The organism is Burkholderia pulmonis, assembly GCF_984667975.1.
Genome location: NZ_OZ480187.1, coordinates 549,826 through 566,126 on the forward strand (window position 1 = coordinate 549,826; position 16,301 = coordinate 566,126).

General features: G+C 67.3%; 18 protein-coding genes. 6 read left to right on the forward strand and 12 right to left on the reverse strand.

Annotation, left to right across the window (positions count from 1 at the left end):
- Nucleotides 1-37 precede the first annotated feature (37 nt).
- Complete coding sequence (locus AC5LXK_RS19235) at nucleotides 38-268, forward strand: hypothetical protein (protein ID WP_493393055.1); 231 nt, start codon at nucleotides 38-40, stop codon at nucleotides 266-268.
- A gap of 99 nt (nucleotides 269-367) precedes the next feature.
- Here AC5LXK_RS19235 and AC5LXK_RS19240 read toward each other — a convergent pair whose 3' ends face one another.
- The 7 genes from AC5LXK_RS19240 to AC5LXK_RS19270 all read right to left on the reverse strand — a co-directional run bounded on the left by AC5LXK_RS19240 (nucleotide 368) and on the right by AC5LXK_RS19270 (nucleotide 6,339).
- Complete coding sequence (locus AC5LXK_RS19240; RefSeq protein WP_493393056.1) at nucleotides 368-1,375, reverse strand: aldo/keto reductase; 1,008 nt, start codon at nucleotides 1,373-1,375, stop codon at nucleotides 368-370.
- A 49-nt stretch (nucleotides 1,376-1,424) separates the two neighbouring features.
- Nucleotides 1,425-1,751: a carboxymuconolactone decarboxylase family protein gene (locus AC5LXK_RS19245; protein ID WP_059239151.1), complete on the reverse strand. Its 327-nt coding sequence runs from the start codon at nucleotides 1,749-1,751 to the stop codon at nucleotides 1,425-1,427.
- 134 nt (nucleotides 1,752-1,885) lie between these two features.
- Complete coding sequence (locus tag AC5LXK_RS19250; RefSeq protein ID WP_493393057.1) at nucleotides 1,886-2,779, reverse strand: LysR family transcriptional regulator; 894 nt, start codon at nucleotides 2,777-2,779, stop codon at nucleotides 1,886-1,888.
- Between the two features lie 76 nt (nucleotides 2,780-2,855).
- Entirely contained in the window at nucleotides 2,856-3,734 is an 879-nt protein-coding gene (locus AC5LXK_RS19255; protein ID WP_493393058.1) for an alpha/beta hydrolase, read from the reverse strand.
- Between the two features lie 110 nt (nucleotides 3,735-3,844).
- On the reverse strand, nucleotides 3,845-4,585 hold the full coding sequence (locus AC5LXK_RS19260; protein ID WP_493393059.1) for an alpha/beta fold hydrolase: 741 nt from the start codon (nucleotides 4,583-4,585) through the stop codon (nucleotides 3,845-3,847).
- Complete coding sequence (locus AC5LXK_RS19265; RefSeq protein ID WP_493393060.1) at nucleotides 4,582-5,388, reverse strand: DinB family protein; 807 nt, start codon at nucleotides 5,386-5,388, stop codon at nucleotides 4,582-4,584. Before AC5LXK_RS19265 ends, AC5LXK_RS19260 begins: the two co-directional genes overlap by 4 nt.
- Before the next feature lie 72 nt (nucleotides 5,389-5,460).
- On the reverse strand, nucleotides 5,461-6,339 hold the full coding sequence (locus AC5LXK_RS19270; protein ID WP_493393061.1) for a LysR family transcriptional regulator: 879 nt from the start codon (nucleotides 6,337-6,339) through the stop codon (nucleotides 5,461-5,463).
- Nucleotides 6,340-6,522: 183 nt separating this feature from the next.
- Between AC5LXK_RS19270 and AC5LXK_RS19275 the strand changes: the two genes are divergently transcribed.
- The 3 genes from AC5LXK_RS19275 (at nucleotide 6,523) to AC5LXK_RS19285 (ending at nucleotide 9,992) form a co-directional block, all read left to right on the forward strand.
- Nucleotides 6,523-7,662 (forward strand): C45 family autoproteolytic acyltransferase/hydrolase, encoded by a 1,140-nt coding sequence (locus tag AC5LXK_RS19275; protein ID WP_493393062.1) that lies wholly within the window; start codon nucleotides 6,523-6,525, stop codon nucleotides 7,660-7,662.
- A 67-nt stretch (nucleotides 7,663-7,729) separates the two neighbouring features.
- Complete coding sequence (locus AC5LXK_RS19280; RefSeq protein WP_493393063.1) at nucleotides 7,730-8,596, forward strand: alpha/beta hydrolase; 867 nt, start codon at nucleotides 7,730-7,732, stop codon at nucleotides 8,594-8,596.
- Nucleotides 8,597-8,600: 4 nt separating this feature from the next.
- A complete protein-coding gene (locus tag AC5LXK_RS19285; RefSeq protein ID WP_493393064.1) occupies nucleotides 8,601-9,992 on the forward strand; it encodes an MFS transporter in 1,392 nt (463 codons plus the stop codon).
- A 76-nt stretch (nucleotides 9,993-10,068) separates the two neighbouring features.
- Here AC5LXK_RS19285 and AC5LXK_RS19290 read toward each other — a convergent pair whose 3' ends face one another.
- The gene (locus AC5LXK_RS19290) at nucleotides 10,069-10,500 is read right to left on the reverse strand and encodes a YciI family protein (RefSeq protein ID WP_493394017.1); all 432 of its coding nucleotides are present in this window, start codon (nucleotides 10,498-10,500) and stop codon (nucleotides 10,069-10,071) included.
- A 210-nt stretch (nucleotides 10,501-10,710) separates the two neighbouring features.
- Between AC5LXK_RS19290 and AC5LXK_RS19295 the strand changes: the two genes are divergently transcribed.
- Nucleotides 10,711-10,941 carry a hypothetical protein gene (locus AC5LXK_RS19295; protein WP_493393065.1) on the forward strand — a complete coding sequence of 77 codons (231 nt, stop codon included), beginning with the start codon at nucleotides 10,711-10,713 and terminating at the stop codon, nucleotides 10,939-10,941.
- 42 nt (nucleotides 10,942-10,983) lie between these two features.
- Here the strand turns inward: AC5LXK_RS19295 and AC5LXK_RS19300 are convergent, their stop codons facing one another.
- The 4 genes from AC5LXK_RS19300 to AC5LXK_RS19315 form a co-directional block, all read right to left on the reverse strand.
- Nucleotides 10,984-11,685 carry an oxygen-binding di-iron domain-containing protein gene (locus AC5LXK_RS19300; RefSeq protein ID WP_493393066.1) on the reverse strand — a complete coding sequence of 234 codons (702 nt, stop codon included), beginning with the start codon at nucleotides 11,683-11,685 and terminating at the stop codon, nucleotides 10,984-10,986.
- 193 nt (nucleotides 11,686-11,878) lie between these two features.
- On the reverse strand, nucleotides 11,879-13,306 hold the full coding sequence (locus AC5LXK_RS19305; protein WP_493393067.1) for an MFS transporter: 1,428 nt from the start codon (nucleotides 13,304-13,306) through the stop codon (nucleotides 11,879-11,881).
- Between the two features lie 150 nt (nucleotides 13,307-13,456).
- Nucleotides 13,457-14,218, reverse strand: a complete 762-nt coding sequence (locus AC5LXK_RS19310) for an ABC transporter permease (protein ID WP_175841104.1) — start codon at nucleotides 14,216-14,218, stop codon at nucleotides 13,457-13,459.
- A gap of 3 nt (nucleotides 14,219-14,221) precedes the next feature.
- Nucleotides 14,222-15,166: an ABC transporter ATP-binding protein gene (locus AC5LXK_RS19315; protein ID WP_493393068.1), complete on the reverse strand. Its 945-nt coding sequence runs from the start codon at nucleotides 15,164-15,166 to the stop codon at nucleotides 14,222-14,224.
- Nucleotides 15,167-15,589: 423 nt separating this feature from the next.
- Here AC5LXK_RS19315 and AC5LXK_RS19320 point away from each other — a divergent pair, with 423 nt between their 5' ends.
- The gene (locus AC5LXK_RS19320; protein WP_493393069.1) at nucleotides 15,590-15,886 is read left to right on the forward strand and encodes a cupin domain-containing protein; all 297 of its coding nucleotides are present in this window, start codon (nucleotides 15,590-15,592) and stop codon (nucleotides 15,884-15,886) included.
- Nucleotides 15,887-16,301: the final 415 nt, after the last annotated feature.

Here is a 16,301-nt window from a genome sequence, read left to right on the forward strand (position 1 = left end):
GCGTGCTTCACACTGCAATCCTGAGGGAGGAGTGTCGATGTCGATCCACATCTGTTCGCGGGAAGCGCAGGCTGCACAACGCTTCGTCGAAGCGACGCGCAATGTCGATCAGGCATTTCGCGCGGTGCGCGGCGAAAGCGACGACGATGCATCGTCCGCGGAATATGCACGCGCGATGTCGCGCCTCGATCGCGCGCTCGACGAGTTGGCGCTTGCGCAGGAATGCTTCGACCGCGTCGTCGGCGCGGGCACCCCGCACGGCAACTGACGGGTTCGTCGCTGCGTTTTTTCGTGCGTCGGGCGACGCGCGTTCATCTTCATGCCGGGCGTGCTGCCCGGCATGTCAGTCCATCTTCCCGTTTCGACTTCAGACCTTGCGGCCTTCGACCGGATAGCCGGGATCGGTGTAGCCGTGCGTCGATACGTGCCCGGGCGGCACGAGCGAATCGACGAACCGTTCGTCGTCCGGGCCGAGTTCGAGCGTCAGCGCATCGATGTAGCTGTCCCAGTGCGCTTCGGTGCGCGGCCCCGCGATCGTCGAGCTGACGACGCGGTTCTTCATCACCCATGCGAGCGCGAACGCGACCGACGTCGTGCCGCGCGCGGCCGCATGCGCGGCCACCTGCTGCGCGATATGCAACGATTCGGGCCGCCATTCCGTCTGCTGGATGCGGCGGTCGCCGCGGCCTGCGCGCGAATCGGCGGGCGGCTGCGCATTCACCGCGTACTTGCCGGTCAGCACGCCGCGCGCGAGCGGGCTGTACGGCACGACGCCGATCCCGTAGTGCGCGGCGGCCGGAAGCTGTTCGACCTCGGCCGTGCGATCGACGAGGTTGTACAGCGGCTCGCTCGCGACCGGCCGATCGATGCCGAGCTGATCCGCGAGCCGCACGATTTCGGCGATGCGCCAGCCCTTGAAGTTCGACAGCCCGAAGTAACGCACCTTGCCTTGCCGGATCAGGTCGGCCACCGCGCGCATGCCTTCGTCGAGCGGCGCGTCGGTCAGCGCGCGATGGAAATAGAGGATGTCGATGTAATCGGTGCCGAGGCGCTTCAGGCTCGCATCGACCGATTCGAAGATCCATTTGCGCGACTGGCCCTGCCGGTTCGGCCCGGCGTCCGGGCCGGCCGGGTAGCCGAACTTCGTCGCGACGACCCAGCTGTCGCGACGCGATGCGATCGCACGGCCGACGACTTGCTCGGAGCGACCGGCGTGATAGACGTCGGCCGTATCGATGAAATTGACGCCCTGGTCGAATGCCTTGTCGATGATGCGCGCCGACGTTGCTTCGTCGGTCTCGCCGCCGAACATCATTGCGCCGAGACACAGCGGCGACACCTTCAGCGCGCTGCGCCCGAGATAGCGGTAATCCATATGAGGCTCCATGCAGGCATGCGCCTGCCGGTTGAGTGAAGGGTTGCGCCTAGACGCCGGCTTCGTCGAACACGCGTTGCGCGATCGGCAGCGCCGAGCTGGCGGTCGGCCAGCCCGAGTAGAACGCGAGGTGCGTGATCGCCTCGATCAGCTCGTCGCGCGTGAGGCCGTTGTCGAGCGCTTTCTTCAGGTGGAACGGCAGTTCGTTGACACGATACAGCGACACGAGGCTCGCAACCGTGACGAGGCTGCGGTCGCGCGGCGACAGGCCGGCGCGCTGCCAGACGTCGCCGAACAGCACGTTGTCGGTGTAGTCGGCCAGCGCGGGCGCGATCGCGCCGAACGCCTTGTGCGCGGGGGAAGTCGGTTCGGACATCGGAGGCTCCGGGGAACGTGGGAAACACCGACGATGGTAGCCACCGGTACGCCTATCGATAATCCCCAACAATCCGCATGCACTTATCGACCGGATTCATGAATCGCGACGGGTAGCCGATACCGCGGGTCGGCTCAGGCGCGATAGCGCAGCGCATCGACGATTACCGCGAGCGCACGCGACGATTGCCGCCGGCTCGCGTAGTACAGGTGATGGCCGGGGAACGTCGGGCACCAGTCGTCGAGCACGCTCGCGAGGCGGCCGGCTTCGACATGCGGCGCCGCGAGTTCGGCGGGCACGTAAGCGAGGCCATAACCGGCGAGTGCCGCGTCGAGCATTTCGTACGTGCCGTTGAACGTGACCTGCCCGTCGACGCGCACCTGCAGCGATTCGTCGCCGCGCGCGAGTTCCCATGCATACAGCGCGCCGTGTGTCGGCAGGCGCAGGTTGATGCAGTCGTGTGCGACGAGATCCTGCGGCGCGTCGGGCCGCGCACGTTCCGCGAAATACGCGGGCGCACCGACGATCGCCATCTTCAGGTCGGGCGAGAGGCGCACGGCGATCATGTCCTTCGCGACCTGGTCGCCGAGCCGAACGCCGATGTCGAAGCGCTCCGCGACGATGTCGGACAGCCCGTAGTCGGTCACGAACTCGACCTTCAGGTCGCGATAGTCGCGCAGCATCGGCGCGAGCTTCGGCCACAGCAGCGTACGGATCACATAGTCGGTCGCGTTGATGCGCACGGTGCCGGCCGGCTTGTCGCGCAGCTCCGCGAGTGCAGACAGCTCGGCCTCGATTTCGTCGAAGCGCGGCGCGAGGTTTTGCAGCAGGCGTTCGCCGGCTTCGGTCGGTGCGACGCTGCGCGTCGTGCGCGTGAGCAGCCGCACGCCGAGGCGTGTTTCGAGCGAACGGATCGTGTGACTGAGCGCCGATTGCGATACGCCGAGTTGTGCGGCCGCACGCGTGAAGCTGCGCTCGCGCGCGACGGCGATGAAGGCGAGCAGGTCCGCAAAGTTGTCGCGCGGCATGGAAGGAGTCGGGTGGTCGATGCCAGCGCATCGTACCACCGCGTTCAGCGGGCCGCGCGGTGGCGCGGCGCGTGCGTCAGCCTGCGCGCGTCGTGCCCGGTGCGGCGGGGGCGGGGTGGTACGCGTAGCCGCGATGCTGGAACGAGGTTGCAAAGAACCGCATCTGGTAGCGGATCGCGTTCGACCAGTAATCCCACGTGTGACCGCCGGGCCGTTCCGTGTAGTCGTGCGGCACGCCGAGCGCGACGAGCCGTTCGTGCAGCGTGCGGTTCGAGCCGACGAACGAATCGTCGCGGCCGCAATCGATCGTCAGGTCGAGATGCGCGCGCACGAACGCCCGCGCGCTTTCGACGATCACGTTGCGGTTCCAGAACGACGGATGGCGGCCGGGGTCGCCGAACACGTGGTCGATGCCGGGCTCGTCCTCGCAGCAGCGCGGATCGACCGCGCCGCTGATGCTGCCGACCGCGCCGAACGTGTCGGGCCGGTCGAGCGCGATGCGCAGCGCGCCGAAGCCGCCCATGCTGAGCCCGGTGATCGCGCGCGCGTGCTTCGTCGCGATCGTGCGGAAATGCAGGTCGACATAGGACACGACTTCGTCGCCGATGAAGGTTTCGTAGCGGCTGCCCGAATCGAACGGGCTGTCGATGTACCAGCTTTCGTGTCCGCCGTCGGGCATCACGAGGATCACGTGGTAGCGGTCGGCCAGCGCGGCGATATGCGTGTTCGACGTCCAGTCGGTATGGTCGCCGCCCGAGCCGTGCAGCAGGTAGACGACCGGATAGCGTTCGTCGCCGCGGTTGCCGCGCGCGTAGTCGTCGGGCAGCACGACGGTGGCCTTGAGTGTCTCGCTCATCGCGGCGCTCGGGATCGCGACGACCCGCGCATGAAACGCGAAGGCAGGGCTCGTGACAGCCATCAGCAGAAGCAGCCAGAAGGTACGTGCCAGGTTCATCGATCCTCGCATGTGTCGACCCAGTCCGGCGCCTGGCGCCGGGAAAACCCTGTTCCGGCGACTCTAGCAACCGCGCCTTTCAACCATATTTCGGCGAATCCTACGGGTTGTCAGGCGGCCGGCGCGTGCACGATGCGCTCGATGGCGGCGCGAAACGCCTCGGGCTGCTCGGCCGGGATCAGGTGCCCGCACCCCGCGATCGTGTCGAAGCCGGCGCAGCGGGCGAGCGCCCAGGCGGGGACATGCCAGCATGCACGCGAGCGTTCGCCGGCAATCAGCCAGACGGGGTGACGCTCGAACACCTGCGCGAGCGCCTGCAGGTAGCCCGCCTCGCCGGTTGTCTCGACCACCGAGCGGCCCATCGCGCGCAGCGTCGATGCGGGCTGATGCGCGAGCCAGTGGCGGACGTCGTCGAGCTGTCCCGGCGACGGCGCGTCGATTGCGCCGCGCAGCCAGTCGAGCGGGGCCGCGCGCAGGCCGTCCAGCATGGCATCGGCTTCGACGGGTGTCATGCGGCCGACCGATGCGGACCAGAACGCGTCGTCGAGCGTGAAGTTGCCTTCGACGTTGACGACGCGCCGCACGCGCTCCGGATGCGCATGCGCGAACAGCATCGCAATCGCGCCGCCGACCGAGTGGCCGACGACATCGACCGGTTGCGTACCGAAGTGCGCATCGACGGTTTGCCGCACATGTTCGACCTGCGCGGCGAGCGTGATCGCGTCGAACGGCGCCGTGCGATGCGCGCCGTAACCGAGCAGGTCCGGGCAGAGATGCGGGCCGCTCCATCCGCGCACGTCGAGCGTGCCGATGAAACCGTGGATGAAGATGACGGGCGTGGGCTGGGTCATTCGGCGGGCGCTGAAGGGAGGGGCGGCAATTCGAGTTCGGCGAGCAGTTCGTCGAGTTCGAGCACGTGCGTGCGGTCGTGATCGAGCAGCTCGCGCACGAGTTCGTCGAGCGACATGCGGCGGATGCCGTCGCGCAGCCCGCAGCGTGCGAGTTGCGACGGTTCCAGCGCGGCAGCGGTCGCGCACAGCGCGGCGCGGCCCGTGCGGAATGCAGCGATGGCGGAATCGAGCGGTTGCGCGAGGTAGTCGCGTTGCGCGGCGAGCACGGTCCCGTCGACCGATTCGATCACGGGCAGCTCGGCCGTGCGCACGGCGTCGATGCGCTCGGCGAACACCGCGTCGAGATCGCGCAGGTGGCACGCGTGTTCGACGAGCGAGAAGCCGGTGCCGGCCGGACGGCGCGTGGCCAGCGCGGCCGGCACGTGCGCGGCATACGCGGCGAGCCGGTCGGGCATGCGGGCCAGCACGGCGACGACGTCGGCGAACGGCAACCGGTGCGGAAACGGGGTGAACACCGCGCCATAGCTGAACAGCGTACCGCCGAGCCGCCCGCGCGCCTGCACGACTTCGTGACTGTGGCGGCGCATGATTTCGGCGACCATCGCGCCGCAGAACTGGCGGGCCGTCGTGTCGGCTTCGATTTCGGGGAATTTGTGCGCGATCTCGTCCTGGATCGCGCCGATCGCGGCCACGCCGACGCGCGACAGCGCCGCGAATTCCGGATAGTGCTTGGGTTGCGCGATCAGCGCCTCGAGCTGCACGCCGAGCGCGGTCGTGCGGAAACGGTCGAAACGGGAATGCATGGCGGGCTGGCCCTCATGAGTAACGTATCAAAACGATACGTTACTCATGAGGGCTGCGTCAACTGCCCGGTGCTAGCCGGCGAGCGCCGTGAGCAGCTGGTTCCGGACGATCGCGGTCGCCAGCGGCTGGCGGCCGAATTCGTACCACCCGATGTGACGCCGCCACGTCGCGCCCGGAATCGGCTTCACGAACAGCAGCGGATCGTCGCTCCACGCCGCATGCCGCAGGCGCGGCACGATCGTCACGCCGACGTTCTGCCGCACGAGATCGGCGATCGCGGCGATCGAGTTCATTTCGAGGACGGGACTGACCTCGACGTGCAGGCGGCGCAGCAGGCTCGTGACATGCCGTCCGGTCGGCGACGCGGCTTCGAAGCCGATGAACGGATGACGCTTGAGCAGCGACGCCACCGATGCATCGGCCGGCGCGATCGCCGGGTTGGCCAGCAGCACGAGCGGTTCGTCGTACAGGTACTCCCACGATTCGGGCAGCGTGGTCGTGCGCGGCTCGCCGATCAGCACGGCCGCGTCGATCTCGCCCGCGCGCACCTGGCGCTCCAGTTCCGGGCTGCCGCCGTGCGTGAGGCGCACGTTCAGGCCCGGATACTGCACTTTCAGCCGGATCACGTTGGCCGCCAGAAAGCCCATCGACGACACCGTCGCCCCGATCGTGATCGACCCTTCGATGCTGTGCTGCCCGCTCACGCCGCGCACCAGCGAGTCGTACGCGGCGACCACCGAGCGCGCCTGCTCGAGGATCGAGCGGCCGGCGTCGTTCAGCTGCACGCTGCGCCCGCTGCGGTCGAACAGTTGCCGCTGGCAGACGCGCTCCAGCGTGCGCATCTGCGCGCCGACCGCCGCCTGCGTCAGCGCCATGCGGTCGGCCGCGGCGGCCATCGTGCCGTGTTTCTCGATGGCCAGGAACGTCCTCAGCATTCGAATCTCGCTCATCCCGCTCTCCTGGAAACTGCCCGGCAACGTGCGTGCGCAGCACGTTCGACCGGTATCGCGATGCGCCGGATGATCGCACGAAACTAAAAAAAATCTTTTGTTTATGGAAAGAAAATAACGCTTTTTATTTTGTTTCTCGCGTCCGAGAATCGTCTCGTCCGATCCAGCGCAAGGAGCTTTCCGATGTCGTCCATCCAGCCTTTTCCCTTCGTCAGCGTGTCCGGCAAGCCCTACGAGCGTGGCGTGCAGTACGGTCGCGCCGCCGCGGCGCGCGTGCGCCTGAGTGCGTCGCGTTACGGGCAGACGCTGCGCAACCTCGGCTACGGCGCGGCGGCGCAGGCGGCGTTCATCCGCTCGCTCGAACAGGCGATCGGCGCGTTCCAGCCGGCCTATCTCGACGAGATGCGCGGCATTGCCGACGGGGCCGACGTGGCGTTCGACGACATCGTGCTCGTCAATGCGCGCACGGAAGTGCTCGCGAAGGCGCGCGCGGAGCATGCGCTGCCGGCCGATGCGGACGCCGAGGACGAGGACGGCTGCACCGGCGTGCTCGTGCTGCCGTCGCGCTCGGCGACGGGCAAGCTGATCCACGCGCAGAACTGGGACTGGAAGGCCGACTGCGTCGACACGGGCATCGTGCTGCGCGTGCGCAACGACGACGGCCCCGACTTCCTGACGTTCGTCGAGGCGGGCGGGCTCGCGCGCAGCGGGCTGAACGCGAGCGGCGTGTCGATCACCGCGAACTATCTCGAATCCGACCGCGACTTCACGCAAGCCGGCGTGCCGCTGTCGCTGCTGCGCCGGCGCGTGCTCGAGGAGCCCGTGTTCGCGAATGCGCTGCGCGTGATCGCGACGACGCCGAAGTCGTGCTCGAACAACATCATGCTCGGGATGGCCGACGGCTTCGGCATCGATTTCGAATGCGCGCCGGACGAGGCGTTTCCGGTCTATCCCGGCGACGACGACCTGATCGTCCATGCGAACCACTGGGTTAGCCCGATCGCGCGCACGAAGCTGCGCGACACGGGCTGCGAGAACTCGCCCGACAGCTACTACCGCGACTGGCGTGTGCGCCGGCTGCTGGGCGCGCTGCCGAAGATCGACCGCCAGGCGGTCAGCGCGGCGCTGTTCGACGACTTCGGCGCGCCGTATTCGGTGTGCCGGCCGCCGCGCCCGGGCACGCGCCACACGCTGTCGGCGACGGTCGCGATGATCGTCATGCAGCCGGGCGACGGCGAGATGGACGTCGCGCCGATGCCCGCGCTGAACCGCGTGTTCACGCGCTACAGCCTGACGCGCGAGCCGCTTCGCGAAGCGGCCTGAACGGCGGCGCGACGCGGTCGCGATCCACGACGACAGAATCAGACGGAATCATTCAGGAGACAGACAGATGTTCGATACCGCCACGACGCCGGCCGGTTCCGGTGAAGCCCGCGCGGAAGCGCTGTACGACCTCGGCTCGACCACGGTCTACGCGAGCCGGCACGACGCGCGATTTCCGTACGTACTGTATGTGCCGGACGAAATCGGCGCGCCGGACAACGACGTCGAGCTGGTCGTCGTGATGCATGGCACGGGGCGGCAGTTCACGCAGTACCGCGACGCGTTCGCGTCGTTCGGCCGCTGGAACCGCTGCGTCGTGCTGTGCCCGCTGTTCCCGGTCGGCGTGTGCGGCGACGGCAATCGCAACGGCTTCAAGCGGCTCGCCGAAGGCGGCATCCGCTACGACCGCGTGCTGCTCGACATGGTGAGCGAAGTCGGCGAACGTTACGGCAAGCGCTTCGACCGGTTCGCGCTGTCCGGCTATTCGGGCGGCGGGCAGTTCGCGCACCGCTTCGCGTACGTGCATCCCGAGCGGCTGTGGGCCGTGTCGATCGGCGCGCCGGGCAACGTCACGCTGCTCGATCCGCAGAAGGCGTGGTGGCTCGGCCTCGGCGGCTTCGAGCGGCAGTTCGGCAAGCCGTTCGATGCAGCGTCGCTGGCGCGCGTGCCGGTCCAGATGGTAGTCGGCCGCGCCGATCTCGAGACGTGGGAAATCACCGTGCGCGAAGACAGCGCGATGTACGTGCCCGGCATCAACGATGCGGGCGCGACGCGGCCCGAGCGCCTGCGCGCGCTCGCGGCGTCGTTCGATGCGGCCGGCGTCCGCGTGCGCTTCGACGAGCTGCCCAACGTCGCGCACAACGGGATGCAGACCGTCGATACGGTGCAGGACTTCTTTGCGCAGACGCTGCGTGCGCTGCGCGCCGGAGGCTAGGTCCATGGAAATCGGCTCCGAAGCGGGGCAGGCCCGCAAGGTCATCGTGTCGACCGTGATCGGCGGCACGTTCGAGTGGTTCGATTTCATGGTGTACGGCTACTTCTCGAGCCTGATCGCGCGGACGTTCTTTCCTGCCGTCGGGCGCGGCGAATCGATGCTGCTGACGTTCGCGACATTCGCCGTCGGGTTCCTGGTGCGGCCGGTCGGCGGCGTCGTGATGGGGATGTACGCCGACCGCGCCGGGCGCATGAAGGCGTTGTCGTGGATCATGGTCGCGATGTCGATCGGCTCGCTGTTGCTCGGCCTCACGCCCGGCTACGCGGCCTGGGGCATCGCCGCGCCGGCGCTCGTCGTGGTCGGCCGGCTCGTGCAGGGGTTCGCGGTCGGCGCGCAGTTCGCGCTGTCGTCGGTGTCGATCTACGAGGTTGCGCCGCCCGGCAAGAAGATGTTCTACGGCAGCTTCAACATGCTGTCGCTCGGGCTCGCGGCGATGTTCTCGTCGGGCGGCAGCTACCTGCTGTCGCGATACCTGTCGCATGCGGCGATGGCCGAGTGGGGCTGGCGCGTGCCGTTCCTGATCGGCGCGCTGGTCGGCCCGCTCGGCTTCTACATCCGGCATCACGTCGACGAATCGGCGGCGTTCCAGCGGATGCGTGCGCGGCCGGCTGCCCGTGCGCCGGCCGGCGTGCGCGCCCGCGCGTTCGTCCGCGAGAACGGCGATGCGCTCGTCTGCGCGATCGGCGTGATGATCGCGGGCACGTCGCTGAACTACGTGTGGAATGCGTACCTGCCGAACTACGCGCAATCGCAGCTGCACCTGCCGCTCAGCTCGTCGCTGCAGGCCGTGTTCGTCACGAGCATCATGTCGTGCGTGCTGTCGCCGCTGTTCGGCAAGCTGGCCGACCGGATCGGGCCGTACCGGCTGTTCTGCGGCTTCATCGCCGGCTGGCTCGTGTGCGTGTTTCCGCTGTTCTGGTATCTGCTGGACGCGCCGACCGCGAACCGGCTGATGATCGTGCACCTGATCGGCATGCTGTTCCTGACGCTGCAGGGCGCCGCGCATCCGGGGATGCTCGTGCAGATCTTCACGGTCGAGGGGCGCTCGACCGGTGTCGCGATCGCGTACAACTCGTCGGTGACGCTGTTCGGCGGGCTCGCGCCGTTCTACATCTCGGTGGTCGCGCACCTGACCGATGCGCGGTTCATCCCGCCGAGCTACCTGTTCGGCACGAGCCTGCTGGCGATCGCGCTGGTGCTCGCGACGCGCACCGGGCGGCGGTCGATCCGTGGCGACCGCGCGAAAGGCGGACGTGGCGACGCCGCGCCCGCGGGCGAGTTTCCCGGTCCGGGCGGCACCGTTCCGGCGCACGAGCAGACACAGGCCCGGCCGTGACGCCGCCGGTTTCCGGCAAGGCAGACGACCAGCCGCGCACAGCGGGGCGGGCGCGAGGTTGACGCCCGCCTGTCGCTCAAGGCTTTTGCTGCGCGTTGGCTTCCGCGCTCAGCCGCGCTTTCTGAGCCTGCAGTTCGGCCGTGAATGCCGGGCTGAAATCCTCGACCTCGAGCAGCGGGCGGATCTCGATCTCGGAGTCGCCCGGCATCGGGTTCGGGCAGCGCTTCACCCATTCGACGGCTTCTTCCAACGATTTCACCTGCCACAGCCAGTAGCCGGCGACGAGTTCCTTCGTTTCGGCGAACGGGCCGTCGATGACCGCGCGGTTCTTGCCGGAAAAATGCACGCGCTTGCCGCGCATGCTCGGGTGCAAACCGTCGGCGGCGAGCAGGATGCCGGCTTGCGCCAGCGCCTCGTTGAAGCGGCCCATTTCGGCCATGCATTCGGTGTCGGGCATCCGGCCGGATTCGGAGGCGGAAGTGGCTTTGACGATGACCATGACGCGCATTGTCGTATCTCCTGAAAAATGAAAAGGGGAAACCGCCGGATGGTATCGACGGCAAAAACGATCGGTTACGACAACACGACGCGCGAGCATGACGCGAATCGACATCGCGCTCGACGAATTTTCGGTGACGGGCCGGCCGGCGGGCGCCGTCACGGATCGCGTCGCCAAAACTGGTATGCTGATCCTCGCCACGTTGACGCGGAGGGTGCCATGGCTGCTAAGGAAGTCTCGAAGAAGAAGTACCTGAAAATCCTGAACAAACGCCTGCGTGCGGAACCGGCGGCCCCGGACGGCGCGTCGTTTGTGTTTTTCCCGCTGGGCGCGAAGGCGAAGCACGCGACGGGTGTCGTGTCCGGCGACACGCGCAGCAAGCACGAACTGGCCGTGATGGCCGCGGTCCAGCGCAAGGCGGCCGAAGAGTTCATCGTCGCCGGCGCCTGATCGGCGCCGACTGAACCTCCATTGGATTGCCGCTGCCGCGGCTTACGCGGCGGCGGCTTCGCAGTGCGCGATCGCACCCGCGAGCACACGCGGGATGTCATGCGTGATCGCCGGGCCGTGCATCGGCAGGATGATGTCGAGATCGAGCGCCTGGATCCGGCGCAGCGCGCTCGCCAGGTGCGCGAGCGACGGCAGGTAGTCCGAGCGCCGGATCGATTCGAGGATGAACGGCAACGGGTCGTCCGTTTCCTCGTCGCCGAAGCGCATCAGGATGTCCGACGACAGCAGCGCCCTGTACGCCGGCAGGTACACGACCAGCGCATCCCATTGGTGAACATGCTTCGTGAAGACCGGTACGACGTCGACGCCTGAAATCGTCGTCGGCTCGCCGTCCTTCAGCGGCTTCGCGCGCACGCCGAAGATGTCGGCCAGCCCGTGCGTGCACATCGGATGGCCGTACGCGACGAGTGCCGGATTGGCCGCGAGAAAATCGGGCAGTGCGCCCATCTCGTCGACCTCGAAATGCGGCACGATCACGCTGCTCACCGTCGATGGCGCGATGCCGACGGTCGCGAGGCTCGCGCGCAGTTGCGGAAAGTTGGCGCGCGTACCCGTTTCGATGCAGACGACGTCGCCGCCCGGCGCGCGGACGAAGAACTGGCTGAAACCGAGCTTCAGCTTGTCGATGTAGGTCGTCGCGCGAAACAGGCCGCGGCGGATTTCGTCGATACGGGCGTGGTCCATCGATGCAATCCTCGCGCGGGGAGTGGGGTTGCGCCGTCGCTTGATCGCCGCCGCGCTTCAGGCAGGCGGCCGCGCGCGAACCGGTGCGTCGAACCAGTCTAGCAGCGTCGCACCGGACGTGAGGCCCGTCGGTTCGCGCGGCGGCCGGGCACGGCGCCGAACGCCGTTCCGGCCCGGGAACACACCGCTTCGATCAGGACACCTTGTCCGCCGCCGCCGGATACCGGCCGCTGCCACCCGTCTCGTCGCCCGCCGCGAGCTGTTCCAGTGCGAGGCCCTTCGTCTCGATCCCGAGCGTCCACACGGCGATCGCCGCCGCGATGAACGACAGTGCGCCGAGCGTGAACACGCCGCCCTGGCCGAACACCGGCAGCACGACGCCGACCACGTAAGGCCCGATCAGCGAGCCGACGCGCCCGATCGCCGATGCGAAGCCCGAGCCCGTCGCACGCGCGCCGGTGCCGTACAGCTCGGGCGTGTACGTGTAGAGCGCGGCCCACATCCCGAACAGGAAGAACTGCATTGCGAGGCCCGTGACGATCAGCAGCGTCGTGCTGCCGCCGTACAGCGCGCTCTGGCCATAGGCGTATGCCATCGCACCGCCGCCGATCAGCGACGCGATGCAGGTCGGCTTGCGCCCCCAGCGTTCGACGAGCCACGCGGCGCACAGGAAGCCCGGTACGCCGCCGAGCGAGATCAGCACCGTGTAGAACACCGATTTCGTGACTTCGAAGCCGGCCTGCTGCAGCAGCGCGCCGAGCCACGACGTGAGGCCGTAGAAGCCGAGCAGCGCGAAGAACCACAGCAGCCACACCATCACCGTGCGGCGGCGGTACACGCCGCTCCAGATCTCGCGCAGCGCGCCGTGGCCGCGCGCGACGGCCGGCTCGGCGAGCCGCGACGGCGGCGGCAGCGTCGTCACGCCGGCCGAGCGCATCACCTTTGCCTCGATCGTGTGCATTACCGTGTCGGCTTCCGCATGCCGGCCCGCATGTTCGAGCCAGCGCGGCGATTCGGGCACGATGCGGCGCACGACGAGCACGAACACGGCCGGAATCGCGAGCAGCCCGAACACGGTGCGCCAGCCGAACTGCGGCAGCACGAAATACGCGACGACGCCGGCCGTGATGAAACCGAGCGGCCAGAAGCCGTCCATCAGCGCGATCAGGCGGCCGCGCTTCTCGGTCGGCACGAATTCGGACAGGAGCGTCTGCGCGACCGGGAATTCCATCCCCATCCCCATCCCGATGCCGAGCAGCACGCGGTAGAAGATCAGCGCGTCGACGCTCTGCGCGGTCGAGCACAGGTACGACGCGGCGCCCCACAGCACCATGCTCCACTGGAACACGGGCCGGCGGCCGAAGCGGTCGGCGAGCAGGCCGGCGACGGCCGCACCGATCACCATCCCGAAGAAGCTGGCGCTCGCAACGAGGCCGGCGGCCGCGGTCGACAGCCCGAACTCCTTGCGGATCGAGCCGAGCACGAACGTCATCGTGCCGAGGTCGACCGAGTCGAAGAAGAACGCGATCGCGATGATGAAGAAGATGCGCTTGTGATAGCCGGAGAACGGCAGGCGTTCGAGCCGGGCAGCGGCGGAGGCGGGTGCGGTGGCGGCGGGCATGGCGTCCTCTGAAATGAAAAGGGGCCGTGCAGCGCATGCTCCAGGGCCCCGATGCTTCGTATTCAGTAGACGCGACCACAAACTGCCGCATCAGAGGAAAAGCGCCGCCTGCTTGCCCAAATGCGTCATCGGCGGGCGGCGCGCGCCACGTCAGTTCTTCAGCTTGTAGCCGGTGCGGAACATCCACGCGACGATCGCGAGCAGGATCACGAGGAACAGCCCGGTGGCGGCGAGGCTGATCCACACGTGCACGTCGGCGATCCCGTAGAACGACCAGCGAAAGCCGCTGATCAGGTAGACGATCGGGTTGAACAGCGTGATCACGCGCCATGCGGGCGGCAGCATGTCGACCGAGTAGAAGCTGCCGCCGAGGAACGTGAGCGGTGTGATGATCAGGAGCGGCACGAGCTGCAGCTTCTCGAAGCTGTCGGCCCAGATGCCGATCACGAAGCCGAACAGGCTGAACGTGATCGCCGTCAGCACCAGGAACAGCACCATCCAGAACGGATGCAGGATGTGCAGCGGCACGAACAGGCCGGCGGTGGCGAGGATGATCACGCCGAGCAGCATCGACTTCGACGCGGCCGCGCCGACATAAGCGATCACGATCTCCCAGTACGACACGGGCGCGGACAGGATCTCGTAGATCGTGCCCGTGAAGCGCGGGAAGTAGATGCCGAACGACGCGTTCGAGATGCTCTGCGACAGCAGCGACAGCATCACGAGGCCCGGCACGATGAACGACCCGTAGCCGATGCCGTTCACGTCGCTGATGCGCGAGCCGATCGCGGAGCCGAACACGACGAAATACAGCGACGTCGAGATCACCGGTGCGATGATGCTCTGCATCAGCGTGCGGCGCGTGCGGGCCATTTCTGCGCGGTAGATCGCGCGGATTCCATGCCAGTTCATGCGTCAGGCTCCTTGCACGCCGTTGCGGCGGTTGTCGATCAGGCTGACGAAAATGTCCTCGAGCGAGCTCTGCGTCGTGTGCAGGTCGCGGAAGCCGATGCCGGCCGAGCCGAGCGCGTTGATCAGTGTCGCGATGCTCGCGTCGTCGCGCTGCGAGTCGTACGTGTAGACGAGCGCGGCGCCGTCGTCCGCGCGTTCGAGCCCGAACGGCGCGAGCGCGGGCGGCACCTCCGCGAGCGGGTGCTCGAGCTGCACGGTCAATTGCTTCTTGCCGAGCTTGCGCATCAGTTCGCGCTTTTCCTCGACGAGCACGAGCTCGCCGCCGAGGATGATGCCGATCCGGTCGGCCATCTCCTCGGCTTCCTCGATGTAGTGCGTGGTCAGCAGGATCGTCACGCCGCTTTCGCGCAGCGAATCGACGAGCTTCCACATGTCGCGGCGCAGTTCGACGTCGACGCCGGCCGTCGGCTCGTCGAGGAACAGGATGCGCGGCTCGTGCGACAGCGCCTTCGCGATCATCACGCGGCGCTTCATGCCGCCCGACAGCGTCATCAGCTTGTTGTCGCGCTTGTCCCACAGCGACAGCGCCTTCAGCGTCTTCTCGATGTACGCGGGATCGGGCGCCTTGCCGAACAGCCCGCGGCTGAACGACACGGTCGCCCAGACGGTTTCGAATGCGTCGGTGGTCAGCTCTTGCGGCACGAGGCCGATCATTTCGCGCGCCGCGCGGTATTGATCGCGGATGTCGTTGCCGCCGACCGTCACACGGCCTTCGGTCGGCGTGACGATGCCGCAGATCGAGCCGATCAGCGTCGTCTTGCCGGCGCCGTTCGGCCCGAGCAGCGCGAAGATCTCGCCGGGGCGGATGTCGAGGGTCACGTGCTTCAGCGCCTGGAAGCCGGACGCGTAAGTCTTGGAGAGGTCGGAGACGGAAAGGATCGGTTGCATGCTCACGGATGGCACGGCCGGCCGGCGCGACGCGGTGTGCCGCGCGTGCCCGGTGTCGCCGCCGCTGCGAAGCGGCGGGGACCGGGGACGGCATGGCGAACGGGCGTCATGTCGAACGGCGTTGTGGTGCGGGATCGCGGGACCGCCATATTAGCAATCGGTAGATCGAAATGCATTCTGATGGAAAAGCCGGGCGTTGCCGGTGCCGGATTGGCGTGAATTACCCGTATATAGGTCAATAAAAATGGGTTTTATTTGAATCGAGCGAATAATTCGGGTCGTTTTCCGCGAATCGGGCCGGGGCGGCGCTTCCGCGCATGCGGCCGGCCGACTGTGCTGCCCGAAGGCCCTTGCGCCGTACCGGGACGGCACGCGGCGCGCTCGCGATAATGCGTTCCTTTCATCGTTCACGGAGCAGCGCGCATGTCTTTGATCGATTTCAAATCCGTGGCGGACGCCCAGGCCGCCGCATGGAAATCCACGATCGTCGGCGAAGTCGGGCCGGCCCGGATCAAGGTGCTGCGCATGGATGCGCAGCCGTACGAAGCGGAAGTGCACGACTACAACGAGGGGCTGCTGGTGCTCGACGGTACGCTGATGCTCGAGGTCGACGCGGAAACGATCGTGGTTGGGGCCGGGCAGATGTATCTCGCGCACGCCGGCACGCGACACGCGGTGCTGCCCGGCAGCCACGGCACGCTCGCGATCATCGACGTGTAAGGTTGCGCTGCAACATGTGCGGCGGCCGCCGAGGGCCGGCCGGCGCGGCTCGGCGCGATTTGGCGGGTACCGTTCAAACGCGTGTTCCACGGCCCCGGTATTTGTCTGAGCAAATAAAATGAAGGCTGTTTGAAAATCTGTCAAATACCGTATGAACGCTAGGATTGCGCGGTTTCATTCGTTTGGAACTCTGCATCCATTTACTTGTTTGAATGGTCCGATCATAGTCTCGACAAACGACGCATCACGATAACGAATCAAGCGTACGGATGGAGACCACACCATGAGACGCGTATCCGCGGGGCCAGCCGGACTGCCGTTTCCCGATTTTTCGCTGAATGCAGGCGCGACGCAGGTCGCGTGCCTGCATCGTCACCTCGCCGTGTAGCGGCGAACCACTTTCCGTTTCGATCGT